The sequence below is a fragment of the Nocardia sp. NPDC059229 genome (genome assembly GCF_042754165.1).
In the GTDB taxonomy this organism is placed as follows: domain Bacteria; phylum Actinomycetota; class Actinomycetes; order Mycobacteriales; family Mycobacteriaceae; genus Nocardia.
Window position 1 is genome coordinate 79633 of record NZ_JBHZAK010000014.1, and the last position, 17340, is coordinate 96972.

At 68.9% G+C, this 17340-nt stretch carries 18 protein-coding genes, 3 tRNA genes and 1 pseudogene; 10 read left to right on the forward strand and 12 right to left on the reverse strand.

Features of this window, described 5'->3' with window-relative positions; translation table 11 throughout:
* Positions 1 to 96: 96 nt before the first annotated feature.
* The 4 genes from ACFXHE_RS28685 to ACFXHE_RS28700 form a co-directional block, all read right to left on the reverse strand.
* Positions 97 to 1020, reverse strand: a complete 924-nt coding sequence (locus tag ACFXHE_RS28685; protein ID WP_379387559.1) for a glycosyltransferase — start codon at positions 1018 to 1020, stop codon at positions 97 to 99.
* On the reverse strand, positions 1017 to 1838 hold the full coding sequence (locus ACFXHE_RS28690) for an ABC transporter ATP-binding protein (protein WP_364624829.1): 822 nt from the start codon (positions 1836 to 1838) through the stop codon (positions 1017 to 1019). The genes ACFXHE_RS28685 and ACFXHE_RS28690 overlap by 4 nt, the downstream gene beginning before the upstream one ends.
* A 7-nt stretch (positions 1839 to 1845) precedes the next feature.
* The gene (locus tag ACFXHE_RS28695) at positions 1846 to 2700 is read right to left on the reverse strand and encodes an ABC transporter permease (protein ID WP_354838645.1); all 855 of its coding nucleotides are present in this window, start codon (positions 2698 to 2700) and stop codon (positions 1846 to 1848) included.
* Between the two features lie 123 nt (positions 2701 to 2823).
* On the reverse strand, positions 2824 to 3420 hold the full coding sequence (locus ACFXHE_RS28700) for a bacterial proteasome activator family protein (protein WP_379387560.1): 597 nt from the start codon (positions 3418 to 3420) through the stop codon (positions 2824 to 2826).
* Positions 3421 to 3663: 243 nt separating this feature from the next.
* Between ACFXHE_RS28700 and ACFXHE_RS28705 the strand changes: the two genes are divergently transcribed.
* A complete protein-coding gene (locus ACFXHE_RS28705; protein WP_379387561.1) occupies positions 3664 to 4869 on the forward strand; it encodes a cysteine desulfurase-like protein in 1206 nt (401 codons plus the stop codon).
* Here the strand turns inward: ACFXHE_RS28705 and ACFXHE_RS28710 are convergent.
* Positions 4866 to 5858: an NAD(P)H-quinone oxidoreductase gene (locus ACFXHE_RS28710; RefSeq protein WP_379387562.1), complete on the reverse strand. Its 993-nt coding sequence runs from the start codon at positions 5856 to 5858 to the stop codon at positions 4866 to 4868. The two genes, ACFXHE_RS28705 and ACFXHE_RS28710, sit on opposite strands and share 4 nt — an antisense overlap.
* A 349-nt stretch (positions 5859 to 6207) precedes the next feature.
* Here ACFXHE_RS28710 and ACFXHE_RS28715 point away from each other — a divergent pair, with 349 nt between their 5' ends.
* The 5 genes and pseudogenes from ACFXHE_RS28715 (at position 6208) to ACFXHE_RS28735 (ending at position 9481) form a co-directional block, all read left to right on the forward strand.
* Positions 6208 to 7386 carry a lactate 2-monooxygenase gene (locus tag ACFXHE_RS28715; RefSeq protein ID WP_379387563.1) on the forward strand — a complete coding sequence of 393 codons (1179 nt, stop codon included), beginning with the start codon at positions 6208 to 6210 and terminating at the stop codon, positions 7384 to 7386.
* A 172-nt stretch (positions 7387 to 7558) separates the two neighbouring features.
* Positions 7559 to 7993 (forward strand): MarR family winged helix-turn-helix transcriptional regulator, encoded by a 435-nt coding sequence (locus ACFXHE_RS28720; RefSeq protein ID WP_379387693.1) that lies wholly within the window; start codon positions 7559 to 7561, stop codon positions 7991 to 7993.
* A gap of 64 nt (positions 7994 to 8057) precedes the next feature.
* Positions 8058 to 8142, forward strand: a tRNA-Ser gene (locus ACFXHE_RS28725).
* Between the two features lie 73 nt (positions 8143 to 8215).
* Positions 8216 to 8311 (forward strand): annotated as a pseudogene (locus tag ACFXHE_RS28730) (hypothetical protein); the annotation flags it as partial.
* Positions 8312 to 8431: 120 nt separating this feature from the next.
* Positions 8432 to 9481, forward strand: a complete 1050-nt coding sequence (locus ACFXHE_RS28735) for an alpha/beta hydrolase (protein ID WP_379387564.1) — start codon at positions 8432 to 8434, stop codon at positions 9479 to 9481.
* Positions 9482 to 9489: 8 nt separating this feature from the next.
* Here the strand turns inward: ACFXHE_RS28735 and hisC are convergent, their stop codons facing one another.
* Positions 9490 to 10569, reverse strand: coding sequence for a histidinol-phosphate transaminase (gene hisC / locus ACFXHE_RS28740; RefSeq protein ID WP_379387565.1), 1080 nt, complete (start codon positions 10567 to 10569; stop codon positions 9490 to 9492).
* A gap of 165 nt (positions 10570 to 10734) precedes the next feature.
* On the opposite strand from hisC, the gene ACFXHE_RS28745 reads away from it, so the two are divergent.
* The 3 genes from ACFXHE_RS28745 to ACFXHE_RS28755 all read left to right on the forward strand — a co-directional run bounded on the left by ACFXHE_RS28745 (position 10735) and on the right by ACFXHE_RS28755 (position 11711).
* Positions 10735 to 11424, forward strand: coding sequence for a dienelactone hydrolase family protein (locus tag ACFXHE_RS28745; RefSeq protein WP_379387566.1), 690 nt, complete (start codon positions 10735 to 10737; stop codon positions 11422 to 11424).
* An 88-nt stretch (positions 11425 to 11512) separates the two neighbouring features.
* Positions 11513 to 11602 (forward strand) — tRNA-Ser (locus tag ACFXHE_RS28750).
* Positions 11603 to 11638: 36 nt separating this feature from the next.
* Positions 11639 to 11711: transfer RNA gene (locus tag ACFXHE_RS28755), tRNA-Arg, on the forward strand.
* Positions 11712 to 11713: 2 nt separating this feature from the next.
* On the opposite strand, the gene ACFXHE_RS28760 is transcribed toward ACFXHE_RS28755, so the two are convergent.
* The 5 genes from ACFXHE_RS28760 to ACFXHE_RS28780 all read right to left on the reverse strand — a co-directional run bounded on the left by ACFXHE_RS28760 (position 11714) and on the right by ACFXHE_RS28780 (position 15482).
* A complete protein-coding gene (locus ACFXHE_RS28760; protein WP_379387567.1) occupies positions 11714 to 12004 on the reverse strand; it encodes a hypothetical protein in 291 nt (96 codons plus the stop codon).
* Between the two features lie 237 nt (positions 12005 to 12241).
* A complete protein-coding gene (locus tag ACFXHE_RS28765) occupies positions 12242 to 12955 on the reverse strand; it encodes a maleylpyruvate isomerase family mycothiol-dependent enzyme (RefSeq protein WP_379387568.1) in 714 nt (237 codons plus the stop codon).
* A gap of 27 nt (positions 12956 to 12982) precedes the next feature.
* On the reverse strand, positions 12983 to 13744 hold the full coding sequence (locus ACFXHE_RS28770) for a DUF998 domain-containing protein (RefSeq protein ID WP_379387569.1): 762 nt from the start codon (positions 13742 to 13744) through the stop codon (positions 12983 to 12985).
* Between the two features lie 122 nt (positions 13745 to 13866).
* Positions 13867 to 14289: a very short patch repair endonuclease gene (locus tag ACFXHE_RS28775; RefSeq protein ID WP_379387570.1), complete on the reverse strand. Its 423-nt coding sequence runs from the start codon at positions 14287 to 14289 to the stop codon at positions 13867 to 13869.
* 50 nt (positions 14290 to 14339) lie between these two features.
* Positions 14340 to 15482, reverse strand: coding sequence for a DNA cytosine methyltransferase (locus ACFXHE_RS28780; protein ID WP_379387694.1), 1143 nt, complete (start codon positions 15480 to 15482; stop codon positions 14340 to 14342).
* Positions 15483 to 15757: 275 nt separating this feature from the next.
* Between ACFXHE_RS28780 and ACFXHE_RS28785 the strand changes: the two genes are divergently transcribed.
* On the forward strand, positions 15758 to 16360 hold the full coding sequence (locus tag ACFXHE_RS28785) for a putative glycolipid-binding domain-containing protein (RefSeq protein WP_354838690.1): 603 nt from the start codon (positions 15758 to 15760) through the stop codon (positions 16358 to 16360).
* Positions 16361 to 16376: 16 nt separating this feature from the next.
* Here the strand turns inward: ACFXHE_RS28785 and ACFXHE_RS28790 are convergent, their stop codons facing one another.
* Positions 16377 to 17327, reverse strand: coding sequence for a prephenate dehydrogenase (locus ACFXHE_RS28790; protein WP_379387571.1), 951 nt, complete (start codon positions 17325 to 17327; stop codon positions 16377 to 16379).
* Between the last annotated feature and the right edge of the window lie 13 nt (positions 17328 to 17340).

Here is a 17340-nt window from a genome sequence, read left to right on the forward strand (position 1 = left end):
CCATCTCTCCTCATGCCGTCACCGTGGTGACCGCGCCGAACAAGAACGGGGACAACCTTGTCAGGCTGTCCCCGTCGGCGCAACGTATTTTTCCGGTCAGGATTTCGGCTTGTCGAACTGCTCGCGGCGGCCCATCCGCTGCAGGCGCAGCCACTCCATCAGCCCGGCCGGATCCTTCTGCTGGACCAGGAAGAACCATCCGAATCGGGCGACCTCCTGCGGCAACAGTTTTCGCATGCCCGGCTGCGCCATCAGGTAGCCGCGGTTGCGGTAGGTGAAGTGCCGCTTGATCGGATCGTCCGGGTACTGGGTGTGCATGCGCCCGCCCAGGATCGGCTTGAACTCGGCCGACCCGTTCGGGTGCAGGTACGCGGTCTGCAGGCAGGTGCCGAACGGCAGCCCCGAGCGCACCAGCCGCCGGTGCACCTCCACCTCGTCGCCGCGCACGAACAGCCGCAGATCCGGCACGCCGATCTTGTCCACGGCCTCGGCCGAGATCAGCGCCCCGTTGAACAGCGAGGCGATCCCGGGTAGGAAGTCCTCGTCACCCAGCTCCGACCGCAGCCGCCGCCACACCACGCCCCGGCGCAGCGGGAAGGCCAGCCGATCCGGGTCGTCGATATCGGCCACCACCGGCGAGACCTCGACCAGCCCGTGCCGCTTGGCGCAATCGAACAGTTTGGCGAGCACGTCCGGTCCCTCGGGGCGGCCGTCGTCATCGGCCAGCCACACCCAGTCCGCGCCCATGGTCAGCGCGTGCAGCATGCCGAGCGCGAACCCGCCCGCGCCGCCCAGATTGTGTTCCGAACCGACATAGGTGGTTTCCATGGGCTGCTGCTTCACCAGCTCGCCGACCTCGGCCTCATTGCCGTTGTCCACCACGATCAGGTGGTCGATCTGCCGGGTCTGGCTGCCCAGCACCTTCAGCGACTCGGCCAGCTGCTCCCGGCGTTTATGGGTGACCACGATGGCGACGATGCGCGCATCATCGCCGTACACGGGGGTGGACTGTTCACTCATGCGGGATTCCGTTCCGGTTCACGTTCACGTTCCAGATCCCGCAGCACCTGCGCCACGTGATCACCCGCCTCCGGGCCCTCGTAGGCTCGGACGACATCCTCGATGCCGCCCTGCATGCGAATCTGCCCGTGATCGATCCACATCGCGGAATCGCACAGCTGGGCCAGGAATTCATTGGAGTGGCTGGCGAAGACGAGAATGCCCGAGCGCGAGACCAATTCCTGCAGCCGGATCCGGGCCTTCTTCATGAACTCCGCGTCGACCGCGCCGATGCCCTCGTCGAGCAGCAGGATCTCCGGATCGATGGAGGTGACCACGCCCATGGCGAGGCGCACGCGCATACCCGTCGAGTAGGTGCGCAGCGGCATCGCCAGATAGTCACCCAGTTCGGTGAACTCGGCGATCTCGTCGATCTTGGCGAGCATCTGCTTGCGGGTCTGCCCGAGGAACAGGCCGCGAATGACGATGTTGTCGTAGCCGGAGATCTCCGGGTCCATGCCCACGCCGAGATCGAAGACCGGAGCCACCCGCCCGCGGATGCGCGCGCTGCCGCGGGTCGGTTCGTAGATGCCCGAAAGCAGCCGCAGCAGTGTGGATTTGCCCGCGCCATTGTGGCCGACCAGGCCCACGCGATCGCCTTCCTTCAGCGACAGCGTGATATCCCGCAGCGCCTCGACGACCACCACATCGGATTGATTGCGCCCGATGGCGCCGCCGGCCGAACCGAGCACCGCCTTCTTCAGCGATCGGGATTTGGCGTCGAAGATCGGGAATTCCACCCACGCGTTCTGGGTCTCGATACTCACATGGTCGGTCATTGAGCCTTCACACCCAGTAGGGGACTCGGGAACGGAACTTCTTCATAGCCAGTATCGCGACTATCCAGCCGACGATGGTGATCGACAGCACCACCACCCAGCTGCGCAGGTGGATCGGGTCGCCCAGCAGGGGTGCGCGCACGATCTCCAGATAGTGGAAGGTGGGGACGAGCTCGGCCAGCTTGGCGCGATCGCTGGCGGCGCCCGACAGCGCCGAGGTCTTCCACATGACCGGGGTGAGGACGAACAGCATGAGCGTGGTGCTGCCCAGGATCGGCGCCAGATCGCGGTAGCGGGTGCTGAAGATGCCGAACACGATCGTCACCCAGATGGCATTGAGGAACAGCAGCAGCAGACCCGGAATCGCGAGCAGGGCCGACCAGTGCAGGTGCCGCCAGATGCTGAAGGCGGCCACCATCACCACGTAGATGATCAGGTTGTGAGCGAAGAACAGGAACTGCCGCCACACCAGGCGGTACACGTGCACGCTCAGTGCCGACGGCAGCTGCTTGATCAGGCCCTCATTGGCGATGAAGACATCCGAGCCCTCGAGAATGCTGGCATTGATCACATTCCAGACGATCAAGCCGACGGTCACATAGGGCAGATAGGAACTCAGCGACTGCCCGAAGAGGGTGGCGTAGAGGACGCCCATCGCGGCTGCCTGCAGACCGGTGGCGATGGTGATCCAGAACGGACCCAGCACCGAGCGCCGGTACCGCTGCTTGATGTCCTGCCAGCCCAGCGCCAGCCACAGTTCACGCTGGGAGAATCCGTCGCGGAAATCCTTGAATGCGCGACCGAAGGACTGGGAGTCCGACACGAGCGGCACCGGTTCATGGTCCGGGCGCACGTCGGTCATCGCCGAGTCGGGGGGAGCAGCAGCAGGCACAGCACCCGACCTTATCTAATTGCTATCGCATTGCGCGCAGAACCTGCCGCCGACGCGGACATCTCGGCGGCAGGGGTGCCCACGGTCACACCGTCAGAGGTACTGGCCGCCGCCCGGGTTCTGCTGCCCGCGGGCGTCGCCGTGGCTCATGCCCGGGGGCAGCGCCTGACGCATCTGCTCGAGCTGGGCGCGCGCGGCCATCTGCTGAGCGAACAGCGCGGTCTGGATGCCGTGAAACAGGCCCTCCAGCCAGCCCACCAGCTGGGCCTGGGCAATGCGCAGTTCCGCGTCGGAGGGGACGGTCTCGTCGGTGAAGGGCAGCGCCAGCCGCTCGAGCTCCTCGCGGAGTTCCGGGGCCAGGCCGGTTTCCAGCTCGCGGATGGAGGTGCGGTGGATCTCGCGCAGCCGGGTGCGGGAGGCGTCGTCCAGCGGTGCGTGCCGGACCTCCTCGAGCAGCTGCTTGATCATGGTGCCGATGCGCATGACCTTCGCGGGCTGCTCCACCATGTCGGCGAGCGACTCCTCTTTGTCGTGCGCGTCGCCCGACCCGTCCGAAAGATCCTCACCGACAACCTGTCCGGTTATCTCGAGCGGCTCCCTGCCGATCTGCGCCGCCGCCGGAATGAACAGCGGCTTTCCCTCGGGACCGATCACGACGATGGATTCCGGAACCCCATCCGATTGCGTCATGCCCCCATCCTGCCCAATGCGAACCGAACCTGCCCAGTGCCACCCCAAGTTCGTAACACGCCGAAGAAACGACACGAAGGTACAAGTCGAGACGGCCGCGAACCCGCCCCGGAGCGAAGCGGAGGGGCAAAACAAGCACAGCCCGTCCAGTTTGTACGGTAGGCGCTGGTCGTCCTGGTCCTTGGAGGTTGCTTCCCTCCCTACCGTTACCTTGTTGTGCCCTCTCCCTTTAGAGTGGCCACCATGACTTACGACGTCGCAAGGGTGCGGGGCCTCATACCGTCCCTGGGCGACGGCTGGATCCACCTCGACCCGCAAGCGGGCATGCTGGTCCCGGATTCGGTATCCCGGGCCGTCTCAACAGGTTTCCGGACCTCCGCCTTCTCGCACAGTAATCGGCACGGCGCCGCCAAGCGCAGCGCCGCGATACTGGAGGCCGCGCGCGAGGCCGTCGCCGATCTCGTCGGCGGCGATCCGGCGGGCGTGGTGCTCGGACCCGATCGCGCGGTGCTATTGGCCTGGCTGGCCGAATCGCTGAGCTCCCGGCTGGGTCTGGGCACCGGGATCGTGCTGTCGCGTCTGGATGACGAGGCGAATGTAGCGCCGTGGCTGCGGATAGCGAATCGCTATGGCGCGCACGTGCGCTGGGCGGAAGTGGAGATCGAGACCTGCGAGATGCCGGCCTGGCAGTTCGAGGAGCTCATCGGACCCACCGCCCGGCTGGTGGCGCTGACCGCCGCCTCACCCATCGTCGGCTCCGCGCCCGCGGTGCGGGTGGCCGCGGACCGCGTGCACGAGGTCGGCGGGCTGCTGGTCGCCGACTGCTTCGGCGCCGCGCCCTACGCGCTCCTCGACATCGACGAACTCAATGCCGACGTGATCGCGCTGAGCGCCCCGGCCTGGGGCGGTCCGCAGATCGGCGCGCTGGTCTTCCGCGACCCCGCGTTCCTGGACCGCATCCCGTCCATGTCGCTGAACCCCTACGCCAAGGGCGCGGAACGGCTCGAGGTGGGCGGCCACCAGTACGCCCTGCTGGCCGGCCTCACCACCTCCATCGACTACCTGGCCTCGCTCGACGAGCGCGCCGAGGGCACCCGGCGCGAGCGCCTGGAAGTGTCGATCACGTCCCTGCAGGACTATCACGACCATCTCTTCGAGCACCTGATGTCCGTGCTCGACACCATCCCCAACCTGACCGTCATCGGCCGGGCCTCCACCCGCATCCCGACGGTGAGCTTCACCATCTCGGGCACGCAGGCGGAGAAGGTCTCGGCCAAGCTGGCCGACGCCCGCATCGGCACGCTGAGCGGCTCCCACGGCGGCAGCCGCCTGCTCGACGCGCTGGGCGTCAATGACGAAGGCGGCGCCGTGACCATCGGACTCGCGCCCTACACAACGAAATTCGAGATCGACCAGCTGGGCCGCGCGCTGGCGGCGCTGGACACCTAGAGCTCGCGAATCTGCAGGATCACCTTGCCGACCGTCTCGGCGGAGTCCAGCAGGCGGTGGGCCTCGGCGGCGTCGGTGACCGGCACCTCCGCCGACACCACCGGCACGACGGTCCCGTCGGAGATGAGCGGCCACAGGTGGCGGCGCAGCTCGGTGATGATCTCCGACTTCGATCCGCGCCCGGTCTCGGGGCGCCGCCGCAGATTGGTGGCGTGAATCGATCCCCGCTTGCCCAGCAGCGTGCCCAGATTCAATTCCGCGGTGACCCCGCCCTGCATGCCGATCACCACCAGGTGCCCGTCCTCGGCGAGCGCCTGGACATTCCGCTCCAGATACGCCGCGCCCATATTGTCGAGAATGATGTCCGCGCCCGGATATTCACTGTGCAGCGTGGTCACGAAATCGTGCTCGCGGTAATTGATCAGCAGCGTCGCGCCCAATTCCGCGCACCGGTCCAGCTTGTACTGCGAACCCGCCGTGACCGCGACCCGCGCGCCCAGCGCCCGCGCCACCTGGATCGCGTGGGTGCCGATTCCGCTGCCGCCCCCGTGAATCAGCAGCAACTGCCCGCTGTGCAGGCCCGCGGTCATCACCAGGTTGGACCACACCGTGGCCGCCACCTCCGGCAGCGCCGCCGCCGCGGCCACATCCAGTCCCTCCGGCACGGGCAGCAGCTGGGTCGCGGGCGCCACCACCCGCTCGGCGTAGCCGCCGCCGGACAGCAGCGCGCACACCGGATCGCCGGCCCGCCAATCCCGCACGCCCGGACCGACTTCCGCGACCATCCCGGACACTTCGAGGCCCAGAATCTCGCTGGCTCCCGGTGGCGGCGGATAGAAACCCTGCCGCTGCAGCAGGTCGGCGCGATTCACCCCCGCGGCCACCACATCGATCGCAACCTCGCCCGGTCCGGGCGCGGGCAGGTCGTCCACCTGCGCCCATTTCATGACCTCGGGCCCACCGAAACCGTCGAGCGTCACCGCATACATGAAAACGAGCGTACGGCCGGAGCTCACCGATTACTGTCAGGCCGTCCTCGGCGTGGGCCCAGCATCTTCTCAGCATCGGCCGTCACCGTGGAGTGGAGGGATTCGAAAGGAGATTTCCATGATCACCACCCTGGCCGTCCTCGGCGGCATGGTCATCCTGGCGGCTATGGCGATGTCCGGATTCATCGCGACCGATGCGCCGCGTGCTCTGGTCCGTATCCGCAAGCGCTGAACCGGGCCGCTGCGTAAACCCTGATAACGCGGCACGTCCGGGCCGGAAAGGTTACGCCCGGGGAAAGTAACTTCGACCCCCTCCGCGCAGGGGTGGAAGGTACTAGCGTTCCGGGGCATGAGCAGTTTCGTCGATTTCCAGAACGAGATCTATCTCTCCGGCCTCGCGGGCATCGTCCCGGCGCTACCCATGACGGCGGCGGGCCTGGAGGAGAAGGCTCGGGAGGTGCTGGATCCGGCGGCCTTCGCTTATGTGGCGGGCAGCGCGTCCACCGAACGCACCGCGCACGCCAATCTCTCCGCCTTCGAGCGGTACCGGCTGCTGCCGCGCATATTGCGCGGCGCCACCGGGCCCGGGGCGCGCGACCTGTCGGTGGATGTGCTCGGAACCCATTTGGCCGCACCGATTCTCACCGCGCCGATCGGCGTGCTGGGGTTGCTGCACGAGCGCGGCGAGACCCTGGTCGCCGAGGTCACCCGGGAACTGGGCATCGGCATGTGCCTGTCCACCGCCGCCTCCTCCACCATCGAGGAGGTCGGGGCGCGGGCCGGCGACTGGTGGTATCAGCTGTACTGGCCCAATGACATGGAGCTGGCCCGCTCCTTCGTCGAGCGCGCCGAGAAGTCCGGCGCCAAGGCCATCGTCGTCACCGCCGACACCCCCAGCCTGGGCTGGCGGCCGCGCGACCTGCAGCTCGGTCACCTGCCGTTCCTGCAGGGCAAGGGCATTGCCAACTATCTGTCCGATCCGGTCTTCCGCGCCAAGCTCAGCGCCCCGCCGGAGGAGAGCGAGGAGGCGATGCGGGCCGCCGTGCTCACCTGGATCGGACTGTTCGGCAACCACGGTCTGCGCCCGGCCGACATCGCCCGGCTGCGGGGCTGGACCGAACTGCCCATCGCGGTGAAGGGCGTGCTGCACCCCGACGACGCCCGCCAGGTGGTCGACGCGGGCGCGGACGCGGTGGTGGTGAGCAATCACGGCGGCCGCCAGGTGGACGGGGCGGTCGGTGCGCTGGACGCGCTGCCGACCATCGTGGCCACCGTCGGTGATCGCGCGGATGTGCTGTTCGACTCCGGCATCCGCACCGGCTCCGATGTCATGATCGCGCTCTCGCTGGGCGCCAAGGCCGTCCTCTACGGCCGCCCCTGGGCGTACGGCCTGGGCCTGGCCGGCGCCGACGGCGTGCGCCACGCGCTGCGCTGCCTGCTCGCGGATTTCGATGCGGCCATGGGACTTTCGGGCTGCACCAGCCTGCACGACCTGAGCCGGACCATGATCTCCACCTATCGCGTTTAGGCCTTCCCGGCGGAAGGCATCCTGCTGTGGGAACGCGTTCGTCCGGGCCGCGAGCTGAGGAGGAGCGATCAAACGCCGTCACAACAACGAGCCGGTGGCCGAGTCCGGAGGCCGGGCCGTGGCCGAACCGCGGTGGCTCACCCCGGAGCAGCAGCGCGCTTGGCGGGCCTACATGGACGGCAGCCAGCGGCTCATGGCCGACCTCAACCGGCAGCTGCAACGCGACTGCGACCTGTCCTTCGCCGACTACCGCATCCTGGTGAAGCTGTCCGAGGCGCCCGGCCGTTCCCTGCGCATGAGTGATCTCGCCGACGGCGTGCTCTCCTCCCGCAGCCGGCTCACCCACCAGATCCGCCGTATGGAGGCGCAGCAGATGGTTCGCCGCATCGCCTGTGAGGACGATGGCCGCGGCGTGCTGGCCCAGCTCACCGAGGAGGGCCTGCGGCGCCTGCGGGCCGCCGCTCCCGGTCATGTCGCCGCGGTGCGCCGCTTCTTCGTGGATCTGCTCACCCCGCAGCAGCTGGCCGCCGTGGCCGCCGCCCTGGACCTGGTGAACCTGGCCGCCGACCACCGTGCCGGCGCCCGCGCGACAGCCGATCTCGACTGACCGGTCCACCCGAATCGGAAGTGGGAGGCAGACCGCACACGCCATCAGTTAGGATCGATCGCCTGGAAGCGTGGCAGAGCGGCCGAATGCACTCGCCTTGAAAGCGAGCGTCGTGAAAGCGACCGGGGGTTCAAATCCCTCCGCTTCCGCTGAGAACCCGCAGGTGGATAAGGCTTTTCGAGCCCGAGAACGCCTGCGTGGTCATTGTCGTCGACAGTTGAGGGTGTCGGCCGGGGTACCACCGCTTACACCCTCGGCATGCGGCACGCCGATCACATCGCCGCCATCGGCAACACCACGCGAAAGCTGGTGGCGGACTGCCGAATCTGGTTTCCCTCGCAGAGAGCGCGATCTCGCCGCGGAGTGACGGTTCCCGGCAAAGGTGGATCGACGTTGTCTGCTGAACGCTGACCGACGGTTTCTGGTAAATGTGGCGGGGTGGCCAGCCGTCGCATCGCGAGTCGCTTGTTCGGTGCCTTCGCGAGCGCTGCCCTACTGGCCGGCGCGGCGACCGTCGAAGCCCCACTCGCCGTGACCGATCCACCCGTGGAGACCGGCTCCAATGAGGAGTCCGCGCCGGGCCTCGATCCGGTCCACCCCGCGCAGGCTCGCATCGAACGGGTCGAGACCGTGGCCGGGAACCTGCTCGCCGTCTTCGTCGCCTCCCCGGCCATGGGCCGCACCGTCGAGGTGCAGGTGCTGCTCCCCGCGCACCGTGACAGCCCCCGTCCGACCGTCTACATGCTCGACGGACGCAGCGCCGCACCCGATGTCAACAACTGGACCGCCCGCGGCGGCGCGCTGCCCTTCTTCGCCGACAAGAACGTGAATGTGGTCTTCACCCTCGGCGGCCCCGCCAGCTACTACACCGACTGGCAGCGCAGCGATCCCAAGCTCGGCACCAATCGCTGGGAGACCTTCCTGACCCGCGAGCTGCCGCCGCTCATCGACACCCGCTTCGGCGGGGACGGCATGAACGGCCTGGAGGGCGTCTCCATGGGCGCGGAGGCGGCCATGATGCTGGCCACCCGCAATCCGGGTCTGTATCGCGCGGTGGCGGCGCACAGCGGTTGCTACGCAATGAGTTCCGACTTCGGGCAGGCGCAGGCCCGCGCCGTGGTCGGGACGTTCGGCGGGGATCCGGACAATATGTTCGGCCCGTCCGGCGATCCCCAATGGGCCGGCCACGACGTGCTGGCCCGAGCGGAAGCCTTGCGCGGCAAGGCGATCTACCTGTCGTCCGGCAGCGGGCTGCCCGGGGAGCACGACACCCCGGGCAATCCGGACCTGCGCAATGCCGTGCTGTTCGGTGGGCCCATCGAGGCGGGCGCCGACATGTGCACCCGCCAATTGGCCGACCGGCTGGCGCAATTGGCGATCCCGGCCACGGTCGACCGCCGGCCCACCGGAACGCACTCCTGGCCCTACTGGGCCGACGAACTGCCCCGCTCCTGGCCGACCATGGCCGCCGGGCTGGGCATCGGGTAGCGGGCCGTTCAGCCGACGAAACGGGCGACGATCTCCGGATCCGTGGCGAAGCGCAGGAAGGCGTCGTTCTCGTGCGGGTCGCCCGCGGTGATGCGGACGCCGTCGGTGCCGTAGGGCCGGATGATGACCCCCGCCTCGGTGCTCGCCGCGCCGTACTCGGCACTGCGGTCGCCCAGTGGCAGCCAGACGAAGTTGGAGTGGCTCACCGGCACCCGGTAGCCCGCCGCGAGCAGCGCCTCCCGCATGCGATCGCGTTCGGTCACAACGGCATCGGTGCGCTCCAGCAGTTCGTGCCGCGCCTGCAGCGAGGCGATGGCCGCCGCCTGCGCCACCCGGCTCACGCTGAACGGGATGTGCACCTTCATGAGCGCGGTGATCACCTCGGGCGCGCCGACCGCGTACCCGACCCGCAGGCCCGCCAGGCCGTACGCCTTCGAAAACGTCCGCAGCACCAGCACATTCGGCCGGGTGCGGCCCAGCTCGACGCCGTCGGGGAAGTCCTCGGCGGGCATGCGCAGGTACTCGAAGTACGCCTCGTCCAGCACCACCAGCACGTCGGCGGGCACCCGGTCGAGGAACTCCACGATCTCCGCCTTGCCGCGGGCGGTGCCGGTCGGGTTGTTCGGGTTGCAGACGAAGACCACCCGGGTGTTCGGGGTGATGGCCGCCGCCAAAGCGTCCAGATCATGGGTGAATTCGCCGTCCAGCGGCACCTGCACCGCCTTGGCGCCCGCCACCTGGGTGACGATCGGGTACGCCTCGAACGAGCGCCACGCGAACAGCACCTCGTCCTCGGGATGGCGGCAGGTGATCTGCACCAGCTCCTGGCACAGCGCCACGCTGCCGCAGCCGGCCGCCACGTTCCCGAGCTCCACACCCAGGAAATCCGCGAGGGCGCCACGCAATTCGATGGCGTGGTTGTCCGGGTACCGGTTCGACAGCTCGACCGCCTCGGCAATGGCCTTGGTCACCGACGGCAGCGGCGGGAAGGTGGTCTCGTTGCTGGCCAGCTTCACCGCGCCGGGGTGCGTCTTGCCGGCGACGTACGCCGGGATGGCATCGAGGTCCGGGCGAATGTGCGCGCTCACCCCTCCACCCTATGTCCCGCTCACCCGCGGCCGCTCCGGGGTGCCGACTGGTTTGCCGATCGGGACTTGCGTGGGACCGAATGGGACTCGGCCGGAATATCTCCGGGATATCGGACCCTGGGAAAGATTTATCTCGTTTTTACCTAGCGCAACTACAGTGGCCCTATGTCGGGCATCTATCGAGATCTCGCCCCTGTGCACGACACGACCACGGTTCCGCTCACTGTGCTAGAACCCGAGGGGCATGCGCGCGGCGGCATCGTGGTGTTGCACGAATCACGTGAATTCACCGAGCCATTGCTGGAACTCATGCGCGCGCTCGCCGACGACGGGTGGACCGTCCTCGCCCCCGACCTCTTCCACCGACCCGCCAACGGCAGCACCCACCCGATCTTCGGCGAGGACCTGTTCGCCGCCTTCGACGCATGCTTCGAGTGGCTCACCGGACACGGCGTCTTCCAGGACTGCATCGGCGTGCTCGGCTTCGACTCGGCCGGCACCGCCGCCGCCCTGGTCGCCACCAATCGCCGCATCGGCGCGGCCGTGAGCGTCGCGGCCCCCGGCATCGAAACCCCGCTCACCCCGCAGGCCGTCGCGCTACTCGCCGCCGCCCCCGCCTTCCAGGCACCCTGGCTCGGCCTCTTCGGCGAGGACGACCCGCTGACCCCGCCCGACCAGGTCGACCTCCTGCGCGAGGCCGCCGCCCACGCCGACGTCGCCACCCTCGTGGTCACCTACCCCGGTCTCCACCACCGCCCCGACCACCCCGGCTTCGACCCCGCTGCCCTCGACGACGTCTCGGTCCTCGACGCGCAAACCAGAATCTACGAATGGTTCGACTCGCACCTACGCTGACCAGCCGATTTGGCCTATTGGTCACCCGCTGTGTAATCTTCTGTCCCGGCGGTTCGAAAGGAACCGGCGCCCTCGAAGAGGGGCACCAGGAGGCGTGCCAGAGCGGCCGAATGGGACTCACTGCTAATGAGTTGTCCCTTCACGGGGACCGGAGGTTCAAATCCTCTCGCCTCCGCCACCGCCCGGTACGCCGGGTGCACATTTGAATAGCCATGCGCCCGTAGCTCAACGGATAGAGCATCTGACTACGGATCAGAAGGTTGGGAGTTCGAGTCTCTCCGGGCGCGCTTCAGCTCAACGGCCCCACACCAGAAGGTGTGGGGCCGTTGGCTTTTGGCGCGTGACCCCGACGGTTGGAGGCCGGGGTCGTCGGGATGCCAATATTTGAAACAAGATCATTCACAACCCGATGACCGATATCGGCATGACCGATATCGGCATGACCGATATCGACATGACGATCGAGCGACTCACGTCCGGCGAACGTGCGTGGGCGCAGGCGCCGATCGCCGAGCGCCGTGACCTCCCGCTCGAGGTGAGGTGCCATCTCCGACGCACAGGCGGAGGAATGGGTGCGCATCGCCGCCGATATCGCAGACCGGGCGCCTGCTGACGCGGTTCGCGGCACACCCGAGATGGCGTGCGCTGCCTGCGATCTTCGCCGCCGCGCTCCGCGGCTGACAGCTCCCGCCGACGAGGCGGGGGCCGGCGCGGCGAGCGTCGAGATCTATTCTGTCGGAACTGGTTTCGCGGACCTCCGGCATGGCCGGGCGACCGGAGGGCGCCGAACTCACCCACGCCAACCCGACTCGCCCGGTTACTTCCAGGCGGCGAGGTCGGGGAGGTCGCCGGTGAGGTCGGTGCCGGGGGAGCGGCCGATCAGCCAGGCGGCGAGGGCGGCGGTGGGCCCGGTGATGGTCGCGGTCGGGACGCCGACGGTGCCGGTGTAGCCGGAATCGGTGGCGGTGACCGTGAAGCCGGTGCCGTCGGCGGGCTCGACCTCGGTAATGGACTGGGCCAGCAGGCGGGCGGCGAAGTCGGCCGGCCAGTCGGCGGGGGTGTAGCCGATATCGAGGTCCACGTGGTGGATCTCGACTTCCAGCAGGCGCATCCACGGGATGCGGGTGGCGGGGATCTCGCCGCCCTGGCGGTTGCGGACGAGGGCGGGCCAGCGGTCGGCGGGCATGACCCGGGCCAGGTCCAGCCACCGTTCGGCGGAGGCGGTGAAGTCCTCGAGCTGGTCGCGCAGCGGGCGGGGGGCGCCCGCCTCGATGTCGGCCTCGCGGAGGAATTGGCTTGCGTACTGCGGGGTTTCGATGCCGGTGCGGGCCCACAGCAGCAGATTGACCAGGCTGTCGGCATTGCGGGAGAGGTGGGCGAGCACGTGGCCGCGGGTCCAGCCGGGCAACAGTGAGGGTTCCACCAGGTCGGCGTCGCCGAGGGCGGCGATCGCGGGGAGCAGGCGCTCGGTCGCGGCGGCGACGGTGTCGAGCAGGGCTGCGGTGTCGGCGAGTTGCGCATCGCTGGTCACGAGTCCGACCCTACCCAGTCGGAGCGGTCAGTGACCGGATGAGCGCGTGGTGTGCCGCCGCCGGGTCGGGACTCCGGAATCCCGTTCGGCCACAACGATTTGCACCGCCAGCGCCACCAGCCACAGCGACATGGCCCCGACCTGGATGCGCTGTGCGATGCCCAGGCCGTAGTTGCCGGGCAGATTGTCGGCGATCAGCATCCACGCCGTCACCGCCGAGCCGACGATCAGAATCCACAGTCCGGTGTGCCGCAGAATCGGCCAGCGCCGGTATTTGAAGGCGGCCACGGTGAACGCGATCATCGCGATGTAGATGGAGAACACCGCCAGCGTGCTGGTCAGCGCATGGATCTGGTGCAACTGCGGGAACAGGCCGGTGTCCACATACCGTTTGGGCCCGTTCGGATCGTCCGGCACGATGGGCCATTGCGCGTCCGCGATGGTGGACGCGCCGAAGCAGGCCAGCGCCGCCCAGCCGATGGTGGAGTACCGCCGCCGCGAGAACAGCAGCAGGCCGCCCAGTCCCGCCACCACCAGCAGCGCGCCGGACCCGGTGTCGCCGGTGGTGAACACCCAGCTGAACGGCGCGCCCTTCTCGGCCAGCTGGCTCAGGAAGGTGTTGGTGGGATTGCTATGGATCGGGAGGATGAATTCCAGGACCCAGGAGGAATAGCCGAATCCGGCGACCGCGATCAAGATCGCGATGAACCACCGCAGCACCCGTCGCCATCGCGGCTGGAGGGTGTCCTCCACGGGGGCCGCCTCGGCTAGTTTCTGCTCGGTTGGCATCACCGCGCTCGCTTTCGCTGGCCTCGCTTACTCGTACTGCCCTGCTCGCAGCTTCCGATCTGTCCGGATTGGTCGGCTGGTCCGGTCGTAGGACCATTGTCGCCCATGCGCCGGCGCGGATGTCAGACGCCGCGCGCCAAAGCCCGCATCACCAGGTCGGCCGCCGAATCCGCGGCCTCGTGTTCCCAGACCCGCACCACGGTCCAGCCCGCCGCGGCCAGCCTGGCATCGGTGTCGCGATCGCGCGCCACATTGCCCGCCAGTTTGTCGGCCCACCACTGGGCATTGTTCTTCGGGCGTGTCGCGTGCTGGGGGCAGCTGTGCCAGAAGCATCCGTCCACATAGACCGCCACCTTCCGCCGCGGGAACACGAGATCGGCCCGCCGCCGCAGCCCCGGCAGCGGAGCCCGGTCCACGAAGAAGCGTTTTCCGCGCCGATGCAATTCCCGCCGCAGGGCCAGCTCCGGCTTCGTCCCCACGCGCCGCTGCCTGGCCATGCGCGCGCTGGTGGCCGCATCGGTGCCCGGTCGTCGCGCATCCGCCATCGGGCCATCCTCGCCGCGCCCGGCACCGCCGGCAAGGTGCCCCGGAGCTGTCATGCGGCCTCGCGCGGTGCGCCCCCCATGCGCTCGAGATGGTTCTCCACATCGTCGAGGAAGCCCTCGGGGAAGCGCAGCGAACCCATTCGGGTGCGACGCAGGAAGCCCGCGGTCGCCCGTGCGGACAGCAGCCGGGAGTCGTCGAGGAACCAGCGCAGATCCTCGTACGGCGCGTGAACGGGCCAGGTGGACACCGGAACCCGGTACACCTCACCGCGATGCCCCCAGGCCGCCGTCGGCCAGCTGCGGCGGGTCAGCGGTGCGCCGTCCGGGATCGGGTCGTCGGACGGGTTGGTGAGGCGCTCGGCGATCCAGGACGCCATGCGCACGCTCACCGCATTGCCGACCAGTTTCCAGCGATGCCCCGGCCGCACCCCGGGCACGGCGAGAGCGGCTGTGGTCCAATCCCGGTCGAAGCCCTGCAGCCGCTCGGCGTCGGTGATGCCGGGCGTGACCAGTTCACCCGAGGGCAGCCGCACCGCGGGCGGGCTCGCAATGCCCAGGGCCGAACCGCCTTTCAGGGTGGGCACGGCATTCACCGCCCAGCCCAGGCCGCGGGTGCCCTCGGTCCAGTAGAAGCCGCACGGATCGTGCGCCGGGTCGCCCACCTCGCGGGGCCCGGCGTCCGTGCCGAACAGGATCGGCCGCGGATCCTCGGTGCGGGAGGCCAGCATCAGCACCCGCTCCCGCCGCTGCGGCAGTCCGAACGCGCGGGCGTCCACCACCCGGTAGGCCCAGGTGTAGCCGAGGTCGGTGAGCGCGGCGGTGATGTGCCGCATCGCCGCGCCGCCGCCGAGCTGCAGCATGAACGGCACATTCTCGATGAGCAGCCAGCGCGGGCCCTTCTTGCGCTTGACCAGCCGGAACACCTCGTCCACCAAACCCGAACGGGGCCCGGTGATTCCGGCCGTCCGCCCGGCCTGCGACAGATCCTGGCAGGGGAAACCCGCGGCCACCAGCTCCGTCCCCGACGGCAGCGCGCGCAGCCTGGTCACATCGGAATGCAGTGGCACGTCCGGGAAATGCGCGGCCAGCACGGCCTGCGCTCCGGAGTCGATCTCGCACAGCAGTTCACTGCGCCATCCGTGCGCCGCGAGCCCGAGCTCCAGCCCGCCGATGCCGGCGAACAGGCCGACCATCCGCGCGCCCGTCACAACAGTCCCTTTCACCCCGGAGTCCCCCGTGCCCAGAGCACGTTACTCGAGTCCCCGCACCCCCACCGTGACCAACACCCCTGCCCACCGCCGGTCCAGAGCCCCTCGCTATGACTCGGGCGGGTGAACGGTAATCGATGTCGTGCGCAAACACCGAGAACCGGTCGGCACCATTGCATGTTGATCACGATGTGCCGCCGGGGCGGTGATACCGGCCGGGGATCGCGGGTGCGCGGGCGCGGGGAACTACGGTTATAGGCGTGACGGATAACGGGAGTGAGGACGCCAACCCGGCTGCGCCGCGGTGGCCGGCCATTCTCACCTGGCGGGCGCACAACGCGTCGCGCATGGAGTCGGTGCGGGTGGTGCTGAGCGGCAACCGGATTCGCGCCGCGGGCCGCATCATCGCCGGCGACTGCGAGGACCACCCGGCCTTCAGCGCGTCCTACGACCTGGTCACCGACGAATCCGGGGTCACCAAGCGGCTGTCGCTGCGCAGCACCCTCGCTTCGGGCGAACGCCACGCCTCCATCGCCCGCGACGAGGAGAACTACTGGCTCATCGACGCCGGAAACACCCACGTGCGCTCCACCTTCGGCGGCGCGCTGGATGTGGACGTGGTGCTGAGCCCTTTCTTCAACACCCTGCCCATCCGCCGCTACGGGCTGGCCCATGCCAGTGAGGACGTGCAGGTTCCCGTCGTCTACGTGCGCCTGCCCGATCTCCTCGTGCAGGAAGCCGGCCTCGTCTACAGCAGCGGCCCCGACGGCATCCACGTGCTCTCGCCCGTCTCCAGCGCGACCGTCACCGTCGACGAGGACGGCTTCCTGCTCGACTACCCCGGCCTGGCCGAACGGATCTAGCCGGGGCCGGGCGCGCCTAGTCCAGGGCGGTCAGGACACCGCCGGAGCGGCCCGCGTCGATGAGCTTGGTGAGCCAGTTGTGGTCGCCGGGGCGGACATCGGTGATGACCCAGCGCTCGTTGTCCTCGTAGTCGCTGCGGGCGTCGTGCCCGGCTTCGGTGAGTTCGGCGATGGTGCCGTTCGCGCGCAGGCTGTCCCGGGCCTGGGTGAGGACCTCGAGGGTGTCGTCGAGCACGTCCAGCAGCGCGGCGGCGTTCGGTTCGCAGATGGCACGGACCAGGTCGGGGGCGGTGGCGGCGACGCGGGTGCCGTCGCGGAAGGAACCGGCCGCGAGTCCGAGGGCCAGCGGGCCACCGTTGGAGCCCTCGATGGCCAGGGCCTCGGCGAGGACGTGGGGCAGGTGCGAGATGCGCGCGACCGCCCGATCGTGTTCCACCGCCAGCACCGGGACCACCACCGCGCCGCAGTCCAGCGCGAGCTGCGCGACACGCCGGAAGGGGTCGGCGTGCACGCCCGGATCGACGCTCACCGCCCACGCCGCGTTCTTGAACAGGTCGGGAGAGGATGCGGCCCAACCGGATTCACTGGTCCCGGCCATGGGGTGGCCGCCGACGTAGCGGGCGCCCAGTTCGTGACGCTGCACGGCCGCCGCGACCGGCGCCTTCACGCTCACCACATCGGTCAGCACGCAGTCGGGCGCGAAGGTCTTCACATCCGAGAGCACGGCGTCGATGGCGGGCATGGGCACGCCGATCACCACCAGCGCATCGCGGTCGGCCGCCCGCGTGAGCACCGCCTCCACATCGCTGATCACGTCGTATCCGTCCAAGCGGGCGGCCTTCGCGCCGACCTCGGACCGGTTGTAGCCGAACGCCTCGTACCCGGCGACGGCAGCGGCGCGCAGCACCGAACCGCCGATCAAACCGGTACCCAGGACGCAGACAGCTGGTTTCGGAGTGCCCGTCATGCGATCAGATTCG

What these genes read in the sequence shown, in the direction of transcription:
- ACFXHE_RS28690 (WP_364624829.1), bottom strand. Translation starts at nt 1,838, where the DNA reads ATGACCGACCATGTGAGTATCGAGACCCAGAACGCGTGGGTGGAATTC.
- ACFXHE_RS28775 (WP_379387570.1), bottom strand. Translation starts at nt 14,289, where the DNA reads ATGGCGGATGCGCGACGACCGGGCACCGATGCGGCCACCAGCGCGCGC.
- ACFXHE_RS28700 (WP_379387560.1), bottom strand. Translation starts at nt 3,420, where the DNA reads ATGACGCAATCGGATGGGGTTCCGGAATCCATCGTCGTGATCGGTCCC.
- ACFXHE_RS28705 (WP_379387561.1), top strand. Translation starts at nt 3,664, where the DNA reads ATGACTTACGACGTCGCAAGGGTGCGGGGCCTCATACCGTCCCTGGGC.
- ACFXHE_RS28685 (WP_379387559.1), bottom strand. Translation starts at nt 1,020, where the DNA reads ATGAGTGAACAGTCCACCCCCGTGTACGGCGATGATGCGCGCATCGTC.
- ACFXHE_RS28770 (WP_379387569.1), bottom strand. Translation starts at nt 13,744, where the DNA reads ATGCCAACCGAGCAGAAACTAGCCGAGGCGGCCCCCGTGGAGGACACC.
- ACFXHE_RS28745 (WP_379387566.1), top strand. Translation starts at nt 10,735, where the DNA reads ATGTCGGGCATCTATCGAGATCTCGCCCCTGTGCACGACACGACCACG.
- ACFXHE_RS28710 (WP_379387562.1), bottom strand. Translation starts at nt 5,858, where the DNA reads ATGTATGCGGTGACGCTCGACGGTTTCGGTGGGCCCGAGGTCATGAAA.
- ACFXHE_RS28720 (WP_379387693.1), top strand. Translation starts at nt 7,559, where the DNA reads ATGGACGGCAGCCAGCGGCTCATGGCCGACCTCAACCGGCAGCTGCAA.
- ACFXHE_RS28790 (WP_379387571.1), bottom strand. Translation starts at nt 17,327, where the DNA reads ATGACGGGCACTCCGAAACCAGCTGTCTGCGTCCTGGGTACCGGTTTG.
- ACFXHE_RS28695 (WP_354838645.1), bottom strand. Translation starts at nt 2,700, where the DNA reads ATGACCGACGTGCGCCCGGACCATGAACCGGTGCCGCTCGTGTCGGAC.
- ACFXHE_RS28780 (WP_379387694.1), bottom strand. Translation starts at nt 15,482, where the DNA reads ATGGTCGGCCTGTTCGCCGGCATCGGCGGGCTGGAGCTCGGGCTCGCG.
- ACFXHE_RS28715 (WP_379387563.1), top strand. Translation starts at nt 6,208, where the DNA reads ATGAGCAGTTTCGTCGATTTCCAGAACGAGATCTATCTCTCCGGCCTC.
- ACFXHE_RS28760 (WP_379387567.1), bottom strand. Translation starts at nt 12,004, where the DNA reads ATGCGCACCCATTCCTCCGCCTGTGCGTCGGAGATGGCACCTCACCTC.